Raw genomic sequence first — 16,435 nt, 5'->3', positions numbered from 1 at the left:
AACGAATTGCACGCTGGGCGACCTTCCGCCATGGCGCGGGGCAAATATGGCAAGAAAATGCCGTCGCGTCACCGGCGGCCCGGGGCAGGCTTGCAAACACGGCTCAGGCCACATTTCTGTCTCCAGCCCGGGCGGATCTCGCCCCGGCAGGAGAAATGGAACAAAGGTGAGCTCAATGAAACTCAGATCACTCGCACTCACGACCGCCCTGGCCAGCACGCTGGCCCTTCCCGTTTACGCACAGGGCGTCGGTGGCGTTGGCGCCGATGCAGGCGTTGGCGCGGATGCAGGCGTCGGCGGGGTCGGCGCAGATGCCGGCGTCGGCGCGGATGCCGGGGCCAGCGTGGGCACGGACGGTGCCAGCGCCGATGCCAGCGCCAGTGCAGATGCCAGTGTCGGCAGCTCCACCGGCGAGGAGAGCGACACCGCCGAGAGCGACAGCACCGGCGAAGAGGACAGCTCCACCACCGCCGCCGCAACGGCCGCGCTGTCTACCGCGGCGGATGCGTCGGGCGAGCTGAACGCCGCCGTCTCGTCGGGCGCCAGCGTGCTGTCCGCGGACGGCGAAGTGATCGGCCAGCTCAGCGGCCTGCGCACCGACGAGAAGGACGGCAGCACCCAGGCCGTCATCGACCTCGCCGCCGACCTGCAGGGTCCGCTCAGCAAGGTTGCCGTCGAGGCGGCGAACCTGTCGGCCCAGGCCGACGGCCAGGTCAGCTATGGCATGACCAAAGCCGAGCTGCAGAGCCACATCGCCGCGGCGGGCACCGCCCGCACCGGCATGTCGAACTAAGCCGGCCTTCCCCCCGGGCCGCTCGTCCCTCCGCGGTCCGGTTCCGCCGGCCCTGCCCCTCCGCGCGGGCAGGGCCGGTGGATGCAGGCGCCGGTGGCGCCGCGAAACGTTACCAGAAGGTTAATGCCCGGGCCGATTGCGCCCGCATCCCCTGCCCGGTTCCGGAACCCGAGGCGGTGGCGGCACGTTCACTCACAAACGCCACCGGCGGGCCAGTCGGCGCGCCCGGCGGCGTCGTGAGGAGACCGGACACCATGGGCCATACGGCCAGACCCAGCCTGTATCCCTTAAAACGTGACCCGAACCTTAACCCGTCGCGCCCACGGGCCTGCCATGGCGCCGCGTGACGAGGCGACGGCGACGCGCCCCTCGGAATTCCGGGGGCGCGTCTGGCTGCGCGTCTTCTGGCGCCTGCTGGACGAGGCCGACAAGCTCAATATCGGGCTGATCTCGGCCGGGGTGGCGTTCTATGCCATGCTGTCGATCTTTCCCGCGCTGACCGCCGTGATCGCCATCTGGGGGCTGGTGGCCGACCCGCAGACCATCGGCGAGCAGATCGGGCTGGCCCGCCAGCTGTTGCCGGAGGAGGCCTTCCGCATCCTCGAGGACCAGGTCGCCACGGTGATCGCCCAGACCGCCTCGACCCTGCAGCTGACCGGGCTGCTGTCGTTGGTGCTGGCGCTGTGGACGGCGCGGAACGGGGTCGCCTCGCTGGTGCGCGGGCTGAACGCGGCCTATCGCGAGGCGCACCGCCCCAACGTGGTCAAGCGCTATGCCGTGGCCATCGGCCTGACGCTGCTGCTGATCTTCGTGGCCCTCTTCGCCTTTGCCGCGGTGGTCATGGTGCCGATCGTGCTGGCCTTCACGGCTCTGCCCTTCGGGGTCGAACTGCTGGTCAGCGCCATCAAGTGGCTGATCGTGATCGGCGTGGTGTTCTTCTCGATCGGCCTGCTGTACCGCTGGGGCCCGAACCGGCGGCCGGCGCAGGTGCCGTGGCTGTCGCCGGGGGCCGTGTTCGCCGTGCTGACATGGGCCGCGGGCTCGATCGCCTTCTCGCTCTATATCCGCAATTTCGGCTCACTCAACGAGGTCTACGGCTCGATCGGCGCGGCCATCGCGCTGCAGCTGTGGTATTACCTGAGCGCCTACCTGGTGCTGTTCGGCGCGCTGCTGAATGCCGAGCTGGAACTGCAGACACGGCATGACACCACCGTGGGCGCCGCGCGGCGGGCGGGGCAGAGAAACGCCTATGTCGCCGATCACGTGGTCGATCCGGAAGGGCGCATCGCGCTGGCCGGGGACTGGCACGAGGCCACGATCGAGCCCGAGGTGGACGACCCCGACCGGAACGTGCCCTGAGCCCTTGCGCCCGCCCCGATGGCGGCCGCGGCGGAAACTTTTCGACGCAGATCGGGTTGAGAGAGGGTACGGGCCCGGTCGCCCCGACCCGGCCCGCCCTGCCCTGTGCGAAAGGAAAAGATGATGGCGTCGCGTGCAATCTGGAAAGGTCAGTTGAGGCTGTCGCTGGTCTCGATCCCCGTGGAAATCCATTCGGCCCGCAATTCCGGCAGCCAGGTGTCGTTCCGCCAGATCCACAAGCCCAGCGGCAAACCGGTGCGCTATCAGAAGGTGGTGCAGGGGGTCGGGCCGGTGGAATCGGACGATATCATGAAGGGCTACGAGACGGATGACGGCGAATATATCCTGCTGGAGCCCGACGAGATCGACGCCATCAAGCTGGAAACCAAGAAGACGCTGGAGCTGAGCCAGTTCGTCGAGGTGACGGAGATCGCGCCGATCTGGTTCGACCGGCCCTATTACGTGGTGCCGTCGGACGAGTTGGCCGAGGATGCCTATCGCGTGGTGCGCGACGCGCTGCGCCAGACGAAGAAGGCCGGGCTGGGGCAGTTGACGATGCGGGGGAAGGAATACCTCTGCGCCATCCGGCCCTGTGGCGACGGGCTGTTGATGGAGACGCTGCATTACCAGAACGAGATCCGCGAGGCCGAGCCGATGTTTTCCGGCATCGAGGACGAGGCGCCGGACAAGGAGCTGCTGGAGGTGGCGACGCAGCTGATCGACAAGAAGACCGCGCCGTTCGACGCCGCCGCCTTCGAGGATCACTATGCCGCCGCGCTGCGCGACCTGATCGACCGCAAGATGAAGTCGAAGAAGACCCCGCGCGCCAAGACCTCGCAGGATGACGAGCGGCCCGAGGGCGAGAACGTGGTCGACCTGATGGATGCGCTGAAGAAGAGCCTCAAGCAGAGCAACAGCCGTAAATCCGGCAGCAAGAGCAGCGGCAGCAAGGGCAAGAAGAAGGCCTCATGAGAAGCCTCGAGGCCTATTCCGGCAAGCGCGATTTCGAGGTCACGCCGGAGCCGCGCGCCGAGCTGGTCGAGGCGGGCGGCGACCGGCTGTCCTTCGTGGTGCAGAAGCACGACGCGCGGCGGCTGCATTTCGATTTCCGGCTGGAATGGGAGGGCGTGCTGCTGTCATGGGCAGTGACGCGGGGCCCGTCGAGCGACCCGGGCGAGAAGCGGCTGGCGGTCAGGACCGAGGATCACCCGGTGTCCTATGGCGCCTTCGAGGGGACGATCCCGGAAAAGGAATATGGCGGCGGCACCGTGATGCTGTGGGATGCCGGCTGGTGGGAGCCGCTGCACGATCCCGCGGAAGGGCTGGAAAAGGGCAAGCTGCATTTCCGCGTGCATGGCAGCCGGATGAAGGGCGGCTGGGCGCTGGTGCGGATGCGGGGGAAGAAGGGTGAGACACGCGAGAACTGGCTGCTGATCAAGGAGCGGGACGATTTCGCCGAGCGGAGCGCCGATGCGCTGGTGAACAGGTACAAGACCAGCGTCACCACCGGCCGGGCGATGCGCGATATCGCCCGGGGGCGCGTGGGGGTGACGCCGGCCAGGCATAGCAAGCCCCTGCCCCGCTTTCAGAAAGTCCAGCTCGCCACGTTGCGCGATGCCCCGCCCGAGTGCGAGGACTGGCAGCACGAGGCGAAGTTCGACGGCTATCGCTGCCTGATCGCCGTGGGCAAGGGGGGCGTGCGGCTGTTCACCCGCAACGGCAAGGACTGGTCGGACCGGTTCGGCGCGCTGTGCGACCCGGCGGCGGGGTTGAAATGCCAGTCGGCGCTGATCGACGGGGAGGTGATCGCCGGGGGTGGCGGCGGCGATTTCTCGGCGCTGCAGCGGGCGTTGACGGAAGGCGGGGCGCTGACCTGCTACGTGTTCGACTGCCTTGCGCTGGATGGCGAGAGCCTGACCGGCAAACCCCTACGCGAGCGGCGCAAGGCGCTGGAGCGGCTGTTCAAGGGGCAGCCGCCAAGGGGTGTGCTGCGGCTGAGCCCGGTGATCGAGGGCGAGGGCCATGCCGCGCTGGCGGCGATGTGCGAGGCGGGCGGCGAAGGGATCATCTCGAAGCGGCTGGATGCGCCCTATCGCGCCGGGCGCGGGCGGGCGTGGATCAAGTCGAAATGCCTGCGGCGGGCCGAGTTCGTGATCGGCGGCTGGTCGCCTTCGGACAAGCGCGGGCGGGCGTTTTCCTCGTTGCTGCTGGGCAGTTACGAGGGGGGCCGGCTGGTTTATCGCGGCCGGGTGGGAACCGGGTTCGACGAGCAGGCTTTGGAAGAGGTCGGCAAGCGTCTGAAGGCGATGAAGCGCAAGACGGCGCCGTTCGACGATGATCTGCCCGCCGAGACGAAGGGGGCGCACTGGTGCCGGCCGGAGCTGGTGGCCGAGGTGGAATATGCCGGGTTCACCGGCGAGGGGCGCATCCGGCACGGGGTGTTCAAGGGCCTGCGCGAGGACAAGGCGGCAAGCGAGGTGAGCGCCGCGGCGGAGGTGGAGGTCGATGCCGACACGGGGGACGACATCCGCGTGGCGGGCGTGCGGATTTCCAGCCCAGGGCGCGTGGTCTATCCCGGGGCCGGACTGACCAAGGGCGAGGTGGCGCGGCATTACGAGCGGGTGGCCGGGCGGATGCTGGCCCATGCCGGCGACCGGCCGCTGTCGCTGTTGCGCTGTCCCGGCGGGCTGGGGGGCGAGTGCTTCTTCCAGAAACATGCCGGGAAGGGGTTTCCGGCGGGCGTCAAGAGCCTGCCGATCGAGGAAAAGGACGGCGGGACAGAGGATTACATGTATGTCACCAGCGCCGAAGGGCTGCTGGGCGCGGCGCAGATGGGAACGCTGGAGTTTCACGTCTGGGGCGCCGCGCGGGACCGGATCGAGCGGCCCGACCGGATGGTCTTCGACCTCGACCCGGACGAGGGGCTGGGCTTTGCCGAGGTGGTGAAGGCGGCGCGGGAGGTGCGCGAGGGGCTTGCGGCCTGCGGGCTCGACAGCGCGCCGATGGTGACCGGCGGCAAGGGGGTACACGTGATCGTGCCGCTGCGGCGGGTGGCGGGGTGGGAGACGGTGAAGGTGTTCTCGCAGGCCTTCGCGCGCATCCTGGCCGAGCGGGCGCCGAAGCGCTACACCGCGACCATGTCGAAGGCCAAGCGCAAGGGGCGGATCTTCGTCGACTGGCTGCGCAACGAGCGCGGGGCGACGGCGATTGCGCCCTATTCCCTGCGGGCGCGGGAAGGGGCGGCGGTGGCGGTGCCGGTGACGTGGGAGGAGCTGGACCGGCTGAAGGCGCCGGACGGGTTTCACGTGGACGACATGGAGGGGCGGCTGGCCCGGCCCTGTCCCCTTGAGGCGGCGAAACCGGCGGGCATCACGGCCAAGGTGGTCGAGGCGCTGGAGGCGTGGTCGACAGGCTGAGCGGCGATTCGATGGTTAACGGCCTTGTTTTGCTGGGAAACCGATGTCGGTATCACGTCGGTATTTCGTCGGTATCGCGTCGGTGCAGGGGTCGGCAGGGCGACAGGTTAATGTGGCGCCCCGCCCCGCGACCACCAGATGTGGGTGCCCGCGCAACACCCCGGCACTGGCGGAACGATGCCGTACGCTATCGCGCAGGCGCGCCGGATCGCGGGAACCTCGGGGCCATGTTGCGGGTTTCCCGACATGCCGACCCCGGCGAACGGGCGGCATTCCACAAGGAAAGGACAGGCCATGTCACTCGTATCGCACGAAGAGAAGCAGGCCGCGGACGCGGCCCTGTTGGCCAAGCGCGGCTATACCAAGATCAACGAACTGGAGGATGCGGCGCGGCGTCTTTACGTGTCGATGACCGCGCAGGAGCTGGAGAAGATGGCCGGCCGGCATTACCCCGGCGGGGTCGAGATCGACAGCGAATGACCCCGGCGCGATGACCGCCAGGGGAAGAAACGGGCTGGTCTATTATCCCGACGACCGGCCCGGCATCACGCGGCGGCGGCGGGGGCGCGGGTTCAGCTATCACGCCCCCGACGGCAGCCTGATCCGCGACAGTGCCGAGCGTGACCGGATCGCCGCCATCGCCGTGCCACCCGCCTACAGCTCGGTCTGGATCACGCCTGAACCGCTGGGCCACCTGCAGGCCACCGGGCGCGATGCCAAGGGCCGCAAGCAGTACAAGTATCACGCCGACTGGCAGGCGATGCGGGCGCGGCGCAAGTATGACGGGCTGGCCGCTTTCGGCCGTACCCTGCCCGCGCTGCGCGCCCGGATCGCTGCCGGGCTGCGCACCCCCGCCGGATCGCGCGAGCTGGCGCTGGCCTCGGTGCTGGCGCTGCTCGACCGGGCATCGATCCGGGTGGGCTCGGCCGGCTATGCCAGGGAAAACGACAGCTATGGCGCGACCACGTTGAAGAACCGGCACGCGCGGTTCGACGACACCGGCGTGACGCTGAGCTTTCCGGGCAAGGGCCAGCTTCCGGTGACCTGCCACCTGCACGGGGCGCGGCTGATGCGGGCGCTGCACAAGGTGCGCGACCTGCCCGGCGCCGAGCTGATCTCGTGGCGCGGACCGGACGGGGAATATCACGCCATCGGCCCGGCGCAGGTGAACGCGCTCTTGGAGGAAGTCTGCGGCGAGGGGACGACGGCGAAGAGTTTCCGGACATGGAACGGCACGGTCGCAGCCTTCCGCGTGGCGGTCGTGCCCGGCCAGCTGACCATCGCGATGATGGCCGAGGCGGCGGCGGAACGGCTGGGCAACACGCCCACCATCGCCCGCGGCAGTTACATCCATCCCGAGGTTATCGCGCTGGCCGAGCTGGAGCCAGAGGCGCGCGAGGCGCGGCTGGCGGCGCTGGACGAGGTGGAGCTGAGCGGGCTGCGGGCACAGGAGGGCCTGCTGATCGCGTTCCTGGAAGGCGGTTGAGGGACGGATCGCTGGTTCGTTCGGCGGTAAAGGCTTGCGCGACGCCTTCCGTTGCCCTGACTGGTACCCGCGGCCGGACTCGAACCGGCACGGCATAAAGCCTGGGGATTTTAAGTCCCCTGTGTCTACCATTCCACCACGCGGGCCAGGTGGCGGGACAATATCGGCTCAGGCCGTGGTGTAAACGGGGGTTTTCGGGCGTCAGAGCTCCTGCTCGTCCGCCTCCAGCACCGGCAGCAGCGACCGCTCGCCCAGCCAGGGGTTCATCTCCAGCGCCTCGCGCAGGACCAGCGCCGCCTCGGCCTTGCGATCGAGCGCCGCCAGCGTCAGCGCCTGGCCGGTCATCGCCGCGATATGGCGCGGCGACAGCGCCAGCGCGCGTTCCAGGTCGGGCAGCGCCCCCTCGTAATCCTGCCGGATGAAATTGACGAAGGCGCGCTGGTTGTAGCCCTCGGCATAATCCGGGCAATAGGCGATCAGCGCGTCGAAGGCCACGACCGCGCCCTTGAAATCATAGGCCTCCCGCCGGCTCATCCCCTCGTCGAGCAGTTCCTGCGCGCGGGCATCGGGCGCGTCGGCCCACAATTCCCACATCTGGTTCGAGATGAGCTTCGCCGACCGCTCGTCGGGGGCCGCCTGCACCCGTTCGATCAACCCGGTCAGGGCATCGGCATGGTCGGGCGCCGGCGGGCACTCGGCCCAACCCGGCCCCGCGATCAGAAGCCCTGTCACTGCGGCGGCGGCAAGCTGTTTCATGACTTTCATTATGACCCGCCGCCCGCGCAAATCAAATCACGGTTGGCAGGGTGCTTTCCTTCACCGCCTCCATCGCCACGTAGGTCGAGGTATTGGCCACGTGCGGCAGGGTCGAGACATGCTCGGCCAGGATGCGGCGGTAATCGGCCATGCTCTGGGTGCGGATCTTCAAAAGGTAGTCGAAATTCCCCGCGATCATGTGCGCCTGTTCGATCTCGGGCACCTTGAGCACCGCGGCGTTGAACTCCGCCAGCGCCTTTTCGCGGGTATCGTGCAGCCGCACCTCGACGAAACTGACGTGATCATGGCCCAGCCGGATCGGATCGACCAGCGCGCGGTAGCCGGTGATCACCCCCGCCGCCTCGAGCCGCCGGAGCCGCGCCTGGGTGGGCGATTTCGACAGCCCGATCTCCCGCGCGAGGTCGGTGATCGAGATCCGCCCGTCGCCGGCCAGCACCCGGAGAATCGCCCGGTCGAACCGGTCAAGCTGTGCATGTTCATCCTGCATGGTTTTCTCGTGATTTTCTGACCGGATCGGCTGTGATTTTGAGATTTTCGGGAAAAAGTTTAAATCAGGCAATGGTAAAATGGGAAAAACCACTTCTGCGATCAGGAGACCGCCTTGCCCTATGACAGTGACACCCGCCGCGCCATCGACCTTGCCACCTATGCCGACGAGGGCGAGACGCTCGACCGGCTGACGGCGCTTGCCGCGCTGTCCGAGGCGGACCGCGCGCGCATCTGTGACCGGGGCGCGGCGCTGGTGCGCGACATCCGCAGCCAGTCGAACCCGGGGCTGATGGAAGTGTTCCTTGCCGAGTACGGCCTGTCGACGGAGGAGGGCATCGCGCTGATGTGCCTGGCCGAGGCGCTGCTGCGCGTGCCCGATGCCGAAACCATCGACGCGCTGATCGAGGACAAGATCGCCCCCTCCGACTGGGGCCGGCACATGGGCCATTCCACCTCGCCGCTGGTCAACGCCTCGACCTGGGCGCTGATGCTCACCGGCAAGGTGCTGAAGGACGAGGATCCGGGCCCGGTCAAGGCGCTGCGCGGCGCCATCCGGCGGCTGGGCGAGCCGGTGATCCGTACCGCCGTGGGCCGCGCGATGAAGGAGATGGGGCGCCAGTTCGTGCTGGGCGAGACCATCGACAGCGCCATGCACCGCGCCGCGAACATGGAGAAGAAGGGCTATACTTACTCCTACGACATGCTGGGCGAGGCCGCGCGTACCGATGACGACGCGATCCGCTATCACCTGGCCTATTCCCGCGCGATCACCGCCATCTCCGCCGCCTGCACCAACCGCGATATCCGCGACAATCCCGGCATCTCGGTCAAGCTGTCGGCGCTGCACCCCCGTTACGAGGTGGCGCAGGAAGACCTGGTGATGAACGTGCTGATGCCGCGCCTGCGCTCGCTTGCGCTGCTGGCGAAATCCGCCCGGATGGGCCTAAATATCGACGCAGAGGAGGCCGACCGCCTGTCGCTGTCGCTGGAGGTGATCGAGGCCACCCTCTCGGAGCCCGCCCTCGCCGGCTGGGACGGGTTCGGCGTGGTGGTGCAGGCCTATGGCCAGCGCGCCGCCCCCGTGCTCGACCACCTCTACGACATGGCCCAGCGCCTCGACCGCCGGATCATGGTGCGCCTCGTCAAGGGCGCCTACTGGGACACCGAGATCAAGCGCGCGCAGGTCGAGGGGGTCGACGGATTCCCCGTCTTCACCTCGAAGGCGGCGACCGACATTTCCTACATCGCCAATGCCCGCAAGCTCCTGTCTATGACCGACCGGATCTATCCCCAGTTCGCCACCCATAACGCCCATACCGCGGCCGCCATCCTCGACATGGGCAAGGACCAGAGGGACGCGTTCGAGTTCCAGCGCCTGCATGGCATGGGCGAGGCGCTGCACGGCCTCATCATGAAGGCCGAGCAGACCCGCTGCCGCATCTACGCCCCCGTGGGCGCGCATCGCGACCTCTTGGCCTATCTCGTCCGCCGCCTGCTGGAGAACGGCGCCAACTCCTCCTTCGTGAACCAGATCGTCGACGAGGACGTGCCGCCGGAGGAGGTCGCCCGCGATCCGTTCGAAGCGGTGCAGCAGCCTGCCCCCCGCCTCCCCCGCGGGCCGGAGCTGTTCCTGCCGGAACGCCCCAACTCCCGCGGCTTCGACCTCACCCACCAGCCGACGCTGGACCTGATCGCCGCAGAGCGTGGCCCCTTCGCCACCGCCACCTGGGAGGCCGCGCCGATCCTCGCCGCCAAAGCCGCCCCGAACGCGCCGCAACCGGTCACCAACCCCGCCGACCCGGCCGACAGCCCCGGCACCGTCGCCACCGCCAGCGAGGCCGATATCGAAACCGCCCTCGCCAACGCCAAACCCTGGGATGCCCCGGCCGAGGAGCGCGCCCGCATCCTCAACCGCGCCGCCGATCTCTATGAAAAGAACTTCGGCGAGATATTCGCCATCGTCGCCCGCGAGGCCGGGAAATCCCTGCCTGACGCCGTGGCCGAACTGCGCGAGGCGGTAGATTTCCTCCGCTACTACGCCGCCAACGCGCCCGAGGCGCGGCCCGTCGGCACCTTCACCTGCATCAGCCCCTGGAACTTCCCGCTCGCCATCTTCACCGGCCAGATCAGCGCGGCGCTGGCCGCCGGCAACGCGGTCCTCTCGAAACCGGCCGAGCAGACCCCGCTCATCTCTCACCTCGCCATCCGGCTCCTGCACGAGGCGGGCGTGCCGCAATCCGCCCTGCAACTCCTCCCCGGCGCGGGCGAGGTCGGCGCGGCGCTCACCTCCGATCCCCGCGTCGACGGCGTGGCCTTCACCGGCTCCACCGCGACGGCGATGAAGATCCGCCAGGCGATGGCCGACAACCTCGCACCCGGCGCCCCGCTCATCGCCGAAACCGGCGGGCTCAACGCCATGATCGTCGATTCCACCGCGCTCCCCGAACAGGCCGTGCAGGCCATCGTCGAATCCGCCTTCCAGTCGGCCGGCCAGCGCTGCTCGGCGCTCCGCTGCCTCTACGTGCAGGAGGATATCGTCGAGGGTTTCACCGAGATGCTCACCGGCGCGATGGACGCGCTGGTCATGGGCGCGCCCTGGCACCTCTCCACCGACGTCGGCCCCGTGATCGACGAAGACGCCCGCTCCACCATCGCCGAACACATTCAGCAGGCCCGCGCCGAGGGCCGCCTGATGCACGAGCTCAAAACCCCGAACTCCGGCAGTTTCATCGCCCCCACCCTCATCCGGGTGACCGGCATCGCCGACCTCGAACGCGAAATCTTCGGCCCCGTGCTGCACCTCGCCACGTTCAAGTCGGACGAGCTCGACGCCGTGATCGACGCCATCAACGCCACCGGCTACGGCCTGACCTTCGGCCTGCAGACCCGGATCGACGACCGCGTGCAGCACGTCACCGACCGGATCGAGGCCGGCAACATGTACGTGAACCGCAACCAGATCGGCGCCATCGTCGGCTCGCAACCCTTTGGCGGCGAAGGGCTTTCCGGCACCGGGCCAAAGGCCGGCGGGCCGCACTACCTGCCCCGCTACACCCTCGCCCCGGCTCCGCAACAGGGCACCGACTGGTCCGGCGCGATGAAACAGGCCGACATCGAAAAGGCCCTGAAAGAGGCCAACACCGGCCGGGACAAGCGCCTGAACGACCTCGTCCTTCCCGGCCCCACCGGCGAGTCGAACCGCCTCGGCAGCTACCGCCGCAACGCCATCCTCTGCCTCGGGCCCGGCGCCGACGCCGCGAAGGCGCAGGCCGAGGCCGTCCGCGCCCTCGGCGGCGCGGCGGTGGAGGCCACCGGCGACATCCCCCCCGACTTGCTGACCACGCTCGACGGCCACGCCGGCGCGCTCTGGTGGGGCGACGCCGAAAAGGGCCGCGCCTACGCGCAGGCCCTCGCCGCCCGCACCGGCCCGATCATGCCGCTGATCACCGGACAACCCGACCACGGCCATGTCTGCCACGAGCGCCATGTCTGCGTCGACACCACGGCCGCCGGAGGAAACGCCGCCCTGCTGGGCGGAGCCGCTTGACGCCGCCCGGCTTTCGCCGCAGCGTAAGCCCATGTTCCCCATCCGCGACCATAACCCGTCGGGGCGCACGCCCTATGTGACCTACGCCCTGATGGCGGCCAATATCCTGATTTTCATAGGGTATTGGCCGTATTTCACCGATCCGCGCCAACTCAACGCCTTCTTCTACGAATGGGCGATGGTGCCGGTCATGGTCACGCAGGACGGCACCTATCACACGGTGGTCACCTCGATGTTCCTGCATGGCGGGGTGATGCACCTTCTTGGCAACATGCTGTTCCTGTGGATCTTCGGCGACAACATGGAAGACGAGATGGGGCATCTGGGCTACCTCGCCTTCTACCTCGCCTCGGGCATCGGCGCGGGGCTCGCGCATGTCCTCGCCGCGCCCTATTCGCCGGTGCCCACCGTCGGGGCGTCGGGGGCCATCGCAGGCGTCATGGGTGGCTACCTGCTGCTCTTTCCGAAGGCCAAGGTCGACATCCTCGTCATCTTCATCGTCTTCTTCCGCATCTTCACCATTCCGGCCTGGATCATGCTGGCGCTGTGGTTCGGCATCCAGCTTTTCGCGGGCTTCGGCGCCGATCCGCTGCAGGGGGGCGTGGCCTACTGGGCCCATGCCGGCGGCTTCGTCGTGGGCGCGGTGCTGACCCTGCCGGTCTTCCTCGCCCGCGGCGGCCCGGCCTTCTGGCAGCGGACGCACGGCCACCCGCCGCATCCGGACGCGGAATACAAATATGTCCGAAGCAATGTCCCCAAGGTCGGGCGGCGGCGATGATGACTAAAGCCACCTGCCATTGCGGCGCGGTCGAGCTGTGCGTCGACCTGCCCGAGGGCGCGCTCGACAAACCGATGCGCTGCGATTGCAGCTTCTGCCGCCGCCGGGCGGCGCCCAATATCAGCGTGCCTGTGGCCAATCTGGAGATCGTGAAAGGCGCCGAGGCGCTGACGCTCTACCAGTGGAACACCGGCACGGCGCAGCACTGGTTCTGCTCGGTCTGCGGGATCTACACGCATCACCGGCGGCGCTCGGACCCCACCGAATACGGCGTCAACCTGGGCTGCCTCGACGGGGTGAACCCCGCCGACTTCGAGCCGATCCCGTGGAATGACGGGGTGAACCACCCCTCGGATGCCTGAGGATCAGGCGTCGCGGATGATGCCTGCGAACTTGTCGAAGATCGCCTCGTTGGCACAGACCACCTCGCCATGCCCGAGGATGTCGCGCCCCTCGCGCAGCGGTTCGATCAGCCCGCCGGCCTCGCGCACGATGATCACGCCGGCGGCCAGGTCCCACGCGTTCAGCCGACGCTCCCAGAACCCCTCATAGCGCCCGGCTGCCACGTAGGCCATGTCGAGCGCCGCCGAGCCCCAGCGCCGCACGCCCGCACAGGCCGGCATCAGCCGCGCCAGGTCCTGCAGGGTCTGCGGCAGGTCGCCGCGCCCGCCGAAGGGCACGCCGGTGGCGAAGATCGATTCGATCATCTTGCCCCGGTTCGACACCCGCAGCCGGCTTTCGTTCAGCCAGGCGCCCTCGCCCTTCTCGGCCCAGTACAGCTCGTCCTTGGCGGCGTCGAAGATGACGCCCGCGACGACCTGCCCCTTGTGCTCCAGCCCGATCGAGATCGCCCAGTGCGGCAGCCCGTGCAGGAAGTTCGTCGTCCCGTCCAGCGGGTCGACGATCCAGCGGCGGGTGGGGTCCTTGCCCTCCTCCTCGCCGCCTTCCTCGGCCAGCCAGCCATAGGTCGGCCGCGCGCCCATCAGCTCTTCCTTGAGGATCTTCTCGGCCGCGATATCGGCCCGGCTCACGAAATCGCCCGCGCTCTTCATCGAGGTCTGGAGGTTCTCCACCTCGCGGAAATCCTTGACCAGCGACCGCCCCGCCTTGCGCGCGGCCTTGATCATGATGTTGACGTTTGCGCTGCCATGCATGGGCGACGATCTCCTTGTATCAGGCCGGGCGTATACGCCGCACGGTGCTGGGTGGCAAGGGGCGCCCCTGCGGGGGGTGCCGCGTGGCGGTCACAGCCCCCGGCACAGCTCGATCAGCCAGGAACGGAAGGCCCGCGCCGGCGGGCGCAGCGCGCCGCGATCGGGATAGACGAGGTGATAGCCGCCCTGCCCCGCCACCTCGACCCCGGGCAGGCACGGCACCAGCCCCGCCTCCGCCATCGCCTTGTCGCTTGCCGGCGCCCGGGCCAGCGCAACGCCCACGCCCTCGGCCGCCATGGCCATGGCCACCACCGTGCTGTCGGCGAAGGCATGGCGCGCCCCCGCCGGCAGGATGCCAAGCGCCTCGAAGACATAGGCCCAGCCCGCCCGGTGCGTCGACACCTCGATCAGCCGGTGGCACAACAGGTCCCGCGGCGCTGCGATCCCCGCCGCGATGCCGGGCCTTGCCACCGGGTACAGCCGCTCGCCCAGCAGGAAATCGCTCTCCGCCCCGTGGGCGCTGGGGCTGCCGAAGACGACCCGCAGGTCGGCATAGCCCCGCCCGTAATCCACCTCGTCCTGCGACGTGGTCAGCATCAGCGCGATATCCGGATGCGCCTCTGAAAATGCGGCGAAATGCCGGGTCAGGATGCCGTGGGCGAAGACCAGAACCGCCTGCACGTAAAGCTGCTGCTCCCGCGCCTTGCCGAACAGCCCTTCCGTGGCGTTGCGCAGGGTCAGCAGGGCCTGCTGCACGCCCGGCAGATAGGCCCGCCCCACATCGGTCAGCGTCACCGCATGGGCGTGGCGGATGAACAGCGGCGCGCCCACCCGGTCCTCCAGCGCGCGGACCTGCTGGCTGACGGCGGCGGCAGACATGTTGAGCTCCGTCGCCGCCCGCGCAAAGCTCTCGCAGCGCGCCGCGGCCTCGAACACGCGCAACCAGTTAAGGGAGGGGATGGGCAGGCTCATGGGGATCAGGCTAAGCTGAACTTAGCCTAGGCGTCCAGCACCAACATGCTGCGATCCGGCGGCTTTCCCTTATCCTCTCCGGAAACACGCCCGATCACGGAGTCCCAGATGTTCGATACCATCCCCCTCACCCGGGGCCGCCTCTCGCCCGGGGATGTCGCCCGCTACCGCGACGACGGCTTCCTCCACCCGATCGACATCATGTCGCCGGACGAGGCCCGGTCGCTCCGCGCCGAGCTGGAAACGATCGAGACCGACTGGCTCGACGCGGGCCTGCCCCGGCCGCTCTCGACCTACAAGCGCATCAACGCCCATTGCGTGCTGCCCATGGCCCACCGCGTCGCCGCCGACCCGCGCGTGCTCGACGTGGTCGAGGGCATCCTCGGGCCGGATATCCTGATCTGGTCGGCCGAGTTCTTCATCAAGGAACCGCGCACCACCCATATCGTCTCGATGCACCAGGACCTCACCTACTGGGGCTTCGGCGCGGTCGAGCATCTTACCACCGCGTGGATCGCCCTTTCGCCCGCGACGCCGGAATCGGGCTGCATGGATTTCGTGCGCGGCAGTCACAAGAACCCGATCCTGCCGCACGAGGATACCTACGACGAGAACAACCTCCTCTCCCGCGGGCAGGAGATCCGCGTCGACATCGCCGACGAGGACCGCGTGCCCGCCATCCTCCAGCCCGGCCAGATGTCGCTTCACCACGGGCTGATGATCCACGGCTCCGGCCCCAACACCTCCGACGACCGCCGCATCGCCATGGCCATCCGCTACTGCTCCCCCGAGATCGCCCAACAGGTCTCGGAGCGCGACTACGCCATCCTCGCCCGCGGCGCCGACCGCCCCGGCAACTTCATCAACTTCGCACCCCCCAGCGCCCCCTTTACGCCCGCCAGCCTCGCGCTTTACGATGAGATCAGACAGGCACAGGCCGGCGCCCTGATGAAAGGCGCCAGAACCGACAGCAAGGGATTCTATTCGTGATGGACAAGGTCAGCTTCACCCAGATGAAGGACGGCACGAGGGAAGACTACGAATTCCTCACCGCCCACGAGATCGACCATACCAAACACACCGCCCAACGCCTCCTCAAGGCGCTGGTGGAGCTTGACCAGGGCCTCTCCGGCTACCAGATCACCCGCCTCGGCCACTCGCTCCAGTCCGCCACCCGCGCCTGGCGCGACGGCGCCGACACCGACTGGGTCGTCGCCGCCCTCCTTCACGACATCGGCGACATCTACGCCCCCTACAATCACGACGAATACGCCGCCACCATCCTCAAGCCCTTCCTGCGCGAGCAATGCACCTGGGTCGTCCAGACCCATGGCGACTTTCAGATGATCTATTACGGCCACCACCTCGACGGCGCCGACCCCAACAAGCGCGACCGCCACAAGGGCCACCCGTATTTCGACGACAACGTCACCTTCTGCGAACGCTGGGACCAGGCGAGCTTCGACCCGGATTACGACACCCTGCCGCTCGACTTCTTCGCGCCGCTGGTCGAGGAGGTCTTCGCCCGGCAAGCCTATGACCCCGCCGTAATCCGCCCCGGCGCCCGCGAACCCCTGACCGACGCCAAGGTCGCCGCAAGCCGCGCCGCCTGACGCCATTCCCGTCTTTCCCTTCGCCCTGTCATTGGGTATGCCGATCCCCGA

General features: G+C 68.4%; 15 protein-coding genes and 1 tRNA gene. 11 read left to right on the top strand and 5 right to left on the bottom strand.

Going from position 1 to position 16,435, the window contains the following annotated elements:
• Nucleotides 1-175 precede the first annotated feature (175 nt).
• The 6 genes from ACO07J_RS03295 (at nucleotide 176) to ACO07J_RS03270 (ending at nucleotide 7,054) form a co-directional block, all read left to right on the top strand.
• Nucleotides 176-793, top strand: a complete 618-nt coding sequence (locus ACO07J_RS03295; protein WP_422026272.1) for a hypothetical protein — start codon at nucleotides 176-178, stop codon at nucleotides 791-793.
• Nucleotides 794-1,126: 333 nt separating this feature from the next.
• Nucleotides 1,127-2,152 (top strand): YihY/virulence factor BrkB family protein, encoded by a 1,026-nt coding sequence (locus ACO07J_RS03290; RefSeq protein WP_422026270.1) that lies wholly within the window; start codon nucleotides 1,127-1,129, stop codon nucleotides 2,150-2,152.
• A 123-nt stretch (nucleotides 2,153-2,275) separates the two neighbouring features.
• Nucleotides 2,276-3,124, top strand: coding sequence for a Ku protein (locus ACO07J_RS03285; protein ID WP_422026268.1), 849 nt, complete (start codon nucleotides 2,276-2,278; stop codon nucleotides 3,122-3,124).
• Nucleotides 3,121-5,568, top strand: a complete 2,448-nt coding sequence (gene ligD / locus ACO07J_RS03280) for a DNA ligase D (protein WP_422026266.1) — start codon at nucleotides 3,121-3,123, stop codon at nucleotides 5,566-5,568. Before ACO07J_RS03285 ends, ligD begins: the two co-directional genes overlap by 4 nt.
• A gap of 294 nt (nucleotides 5,569-5,862) precedes the next feature.
• Nucleotides 5,863-6,048, top strand: a complete 186-nt coding sequence (locus ACO07J_RS03275) for a DUF3008 family protein (protein WP_422026264.1) — start codon at nucleotides 5,863-5,865, stop codon at nucleotides 6,046-6,048.
• A gap of 10 nt (nucleotides 6,049-6,058) precedes the next feature.
• Nucleotides 6,059-7,054, top strand: a complete 996-nt coding sequence (locus tag ACO07J_RS03270) for a DNA topoisomerase IB (RefSeq protein WP_422026263.1) — start codon at nucleotides 6,059-6,061, stop codon at nucleotides 7,052-7,054.
• A 61-nt stretch (nucleotides 7,055-7,115) separates the two neighbouring features.
• Here the strand turns inward: ACO07J_RS03270 and ACO07J_RS03265 are convergent.
• The 3 genes from ACO07J_RS03265 to ACO07J_RS03255 all read right to left on the bottom strand — a co-directional run bounded on the left by ACO07J_RS03265 (nucleotide 7,116) and on the right by ACO07J_RS03255 (nucleotide 8,318).
• Nucleotides 7,116-7,200, bottom strand: a tRNA-Leu gene (locus ACO07J_RS03265).
• A 55-nt stretch (nucleotides 7,201-7,255) separates the two neighbouring features.
• Nucleotides 7,256-7,819: a tetratricopeptide repeat protein gene (locus tag ACO07J_RS03260; protein WP_422026261.1), complete on the bottom strand. Its 564-nt coding sequence runs from the start codon at nucleotides 7,817-7,819 to the stop codon at nucleotides 7,256-7,258.
• 22 nt (nucleotides 7,820-7,841) lie between these two features.
• The gene (locus ACO07J_RS03255; protein WP_422026259.1) at nucleotides 7,842-8,318 is read right to left on the bottom strand and encodes an Lrp/AsnC family transcriptional regulator; all 477 of its coding nucleotides are present in this window, start codon (nucleotides 8,316-8,318) and stop codon (nucleotides 7,842-7,844) included.
• A gap of 114 nt (nucleotides 8,319-8,432) precedes the next feature.
• Between ACO07J_RS03255 and putA the strand changes: the two genes are divergently transcribed.
• Genes putA through ACO07J_RS03240 form a run of 3 tightly spaced genes read left to right on the top strand, consistent with a single transcriptional unit; the run spans nucleotide 8,433 to nucleotide 13,007 of the window.
• Nucleotides 8,433-11,867 (top strand): bifunctional proline dehydrogenase/L-glutamate gamma-semialdehyde dehydrogenase PutA, encoded by a 3,435-nt coding sequence (gene putA, locus ACO07J_RS03250; RefSeq protein WP_422026257.1) that lies wholly within the window; start codon nucleotides 8,433-8,435, stop codon nucleotides 11,865-11,867.
• A 31-nt stretch (nucleotides 11,868-11,898) separates the two neighbouring features.
• A complete protein-coding gene (locus ACO07J_RS03245) occupies nucleotides 11,899-12,645 on the top strand; it encodes a rhomboid family intramembrane serine protease (protein ID WP_422026255.1) in 747 nt (248 codons plus the stop codon).
• A complete protein-coding gene (locus ACO07J_RS03240; protein ID WP_422026253.1) occupies nucleotides 12,645-13,007 on the top strand; it encodes a GFA family protein in 363 nt (120 codons plus the stop codon). The genes ACO07J_RS03245 and ACO07J_RS03240 overlap by 1 nt, the downstream gene beginning before the upstream one ends.
• A gap of 3 nt (nucleotides 13,008-13,010) precedes the next feature.
• Here ACO07J_RS03240 and ACO07J_RS03235 read toward each other — a convergent pair whose 3' ends face one another.
• Both ACO07J_RS03235 and ACO07J_RS03230 read right to left on the bottom strand, forming a co-directional pair.
• Nucleotides 13,011-13,799 (bottom strand): inositol monophosphatase family protein, encoded by a 789-nt coding sequence (locus tag ACO07J_RS03235; RefSeq protein WP_422026251.1) that lies wholly within the window; start codon nucleotides 13,797-13,799, stop codon nucleotides 13,011-13,013.
• 90 nt (nucleotides 13,800-13,889) lie between these two features.
• Nucleotides 13,890-14,771 (bottom strand): LysR substrate-binding domain-containing protein, encoded by an 882-nt coding sequence (locus ACO07J_RS03230; RefSeq protein WP_422026249.1) that lies wholly within the window; start codon nucleotides 14,769-14,771, stop codon nucleotides 13,890-13,892.
• Nucleotides 14,772-14,879: 108 nt separating this feature from the next.
• Between ACO07J_RS03230 and ACO07J_RS03225 the strand changes: the two genes are divergently transcribed.
• Both ACO07J_RS03225 and ACO07J_RS03220 read left to right on the top strand, forming a co-directional pair.
• On the top strand, nucleotides 14,880-15,761 hold the full coding sequence (locus tag ACO07J_RS03225) for a phytanoyl-CoA dioxygenase family protein (protein WP_422026247.1): 882 nt from the start codon (nucleotides 14,880-14,882) through the stop codon (nucleotides 15,759-15,761).
• Nucleotides 15,761-16,384, top strand: coding sequence for an HD domain-containing protein (locus tag ACO07J_RS03220; protein ID WP_422026312.1), 624 nt, complete (start codon nucleotides 15,761-15,763; stop codon nucleotides 16,382-16,384). Before ACO07J_RS03225 ends, ACO07J_RS03220 begins: the two co-directional genes overlap by 1 nt.
• Nucleotides 16,385-16,435: the final 51 nt, after the last annotated feature.

Source organism: Roseovarius sp. (assembly GCF_965228755.1).
Classification (GTDB): Bacteria; Pseudomonadota; Alphaproteobacteria; order Rhodobacterales; family Rhodobacteraceae; genus Roseovarius.
This window is presented reverse-complemented; position numbering and strand designations above follow the sequence as displayed.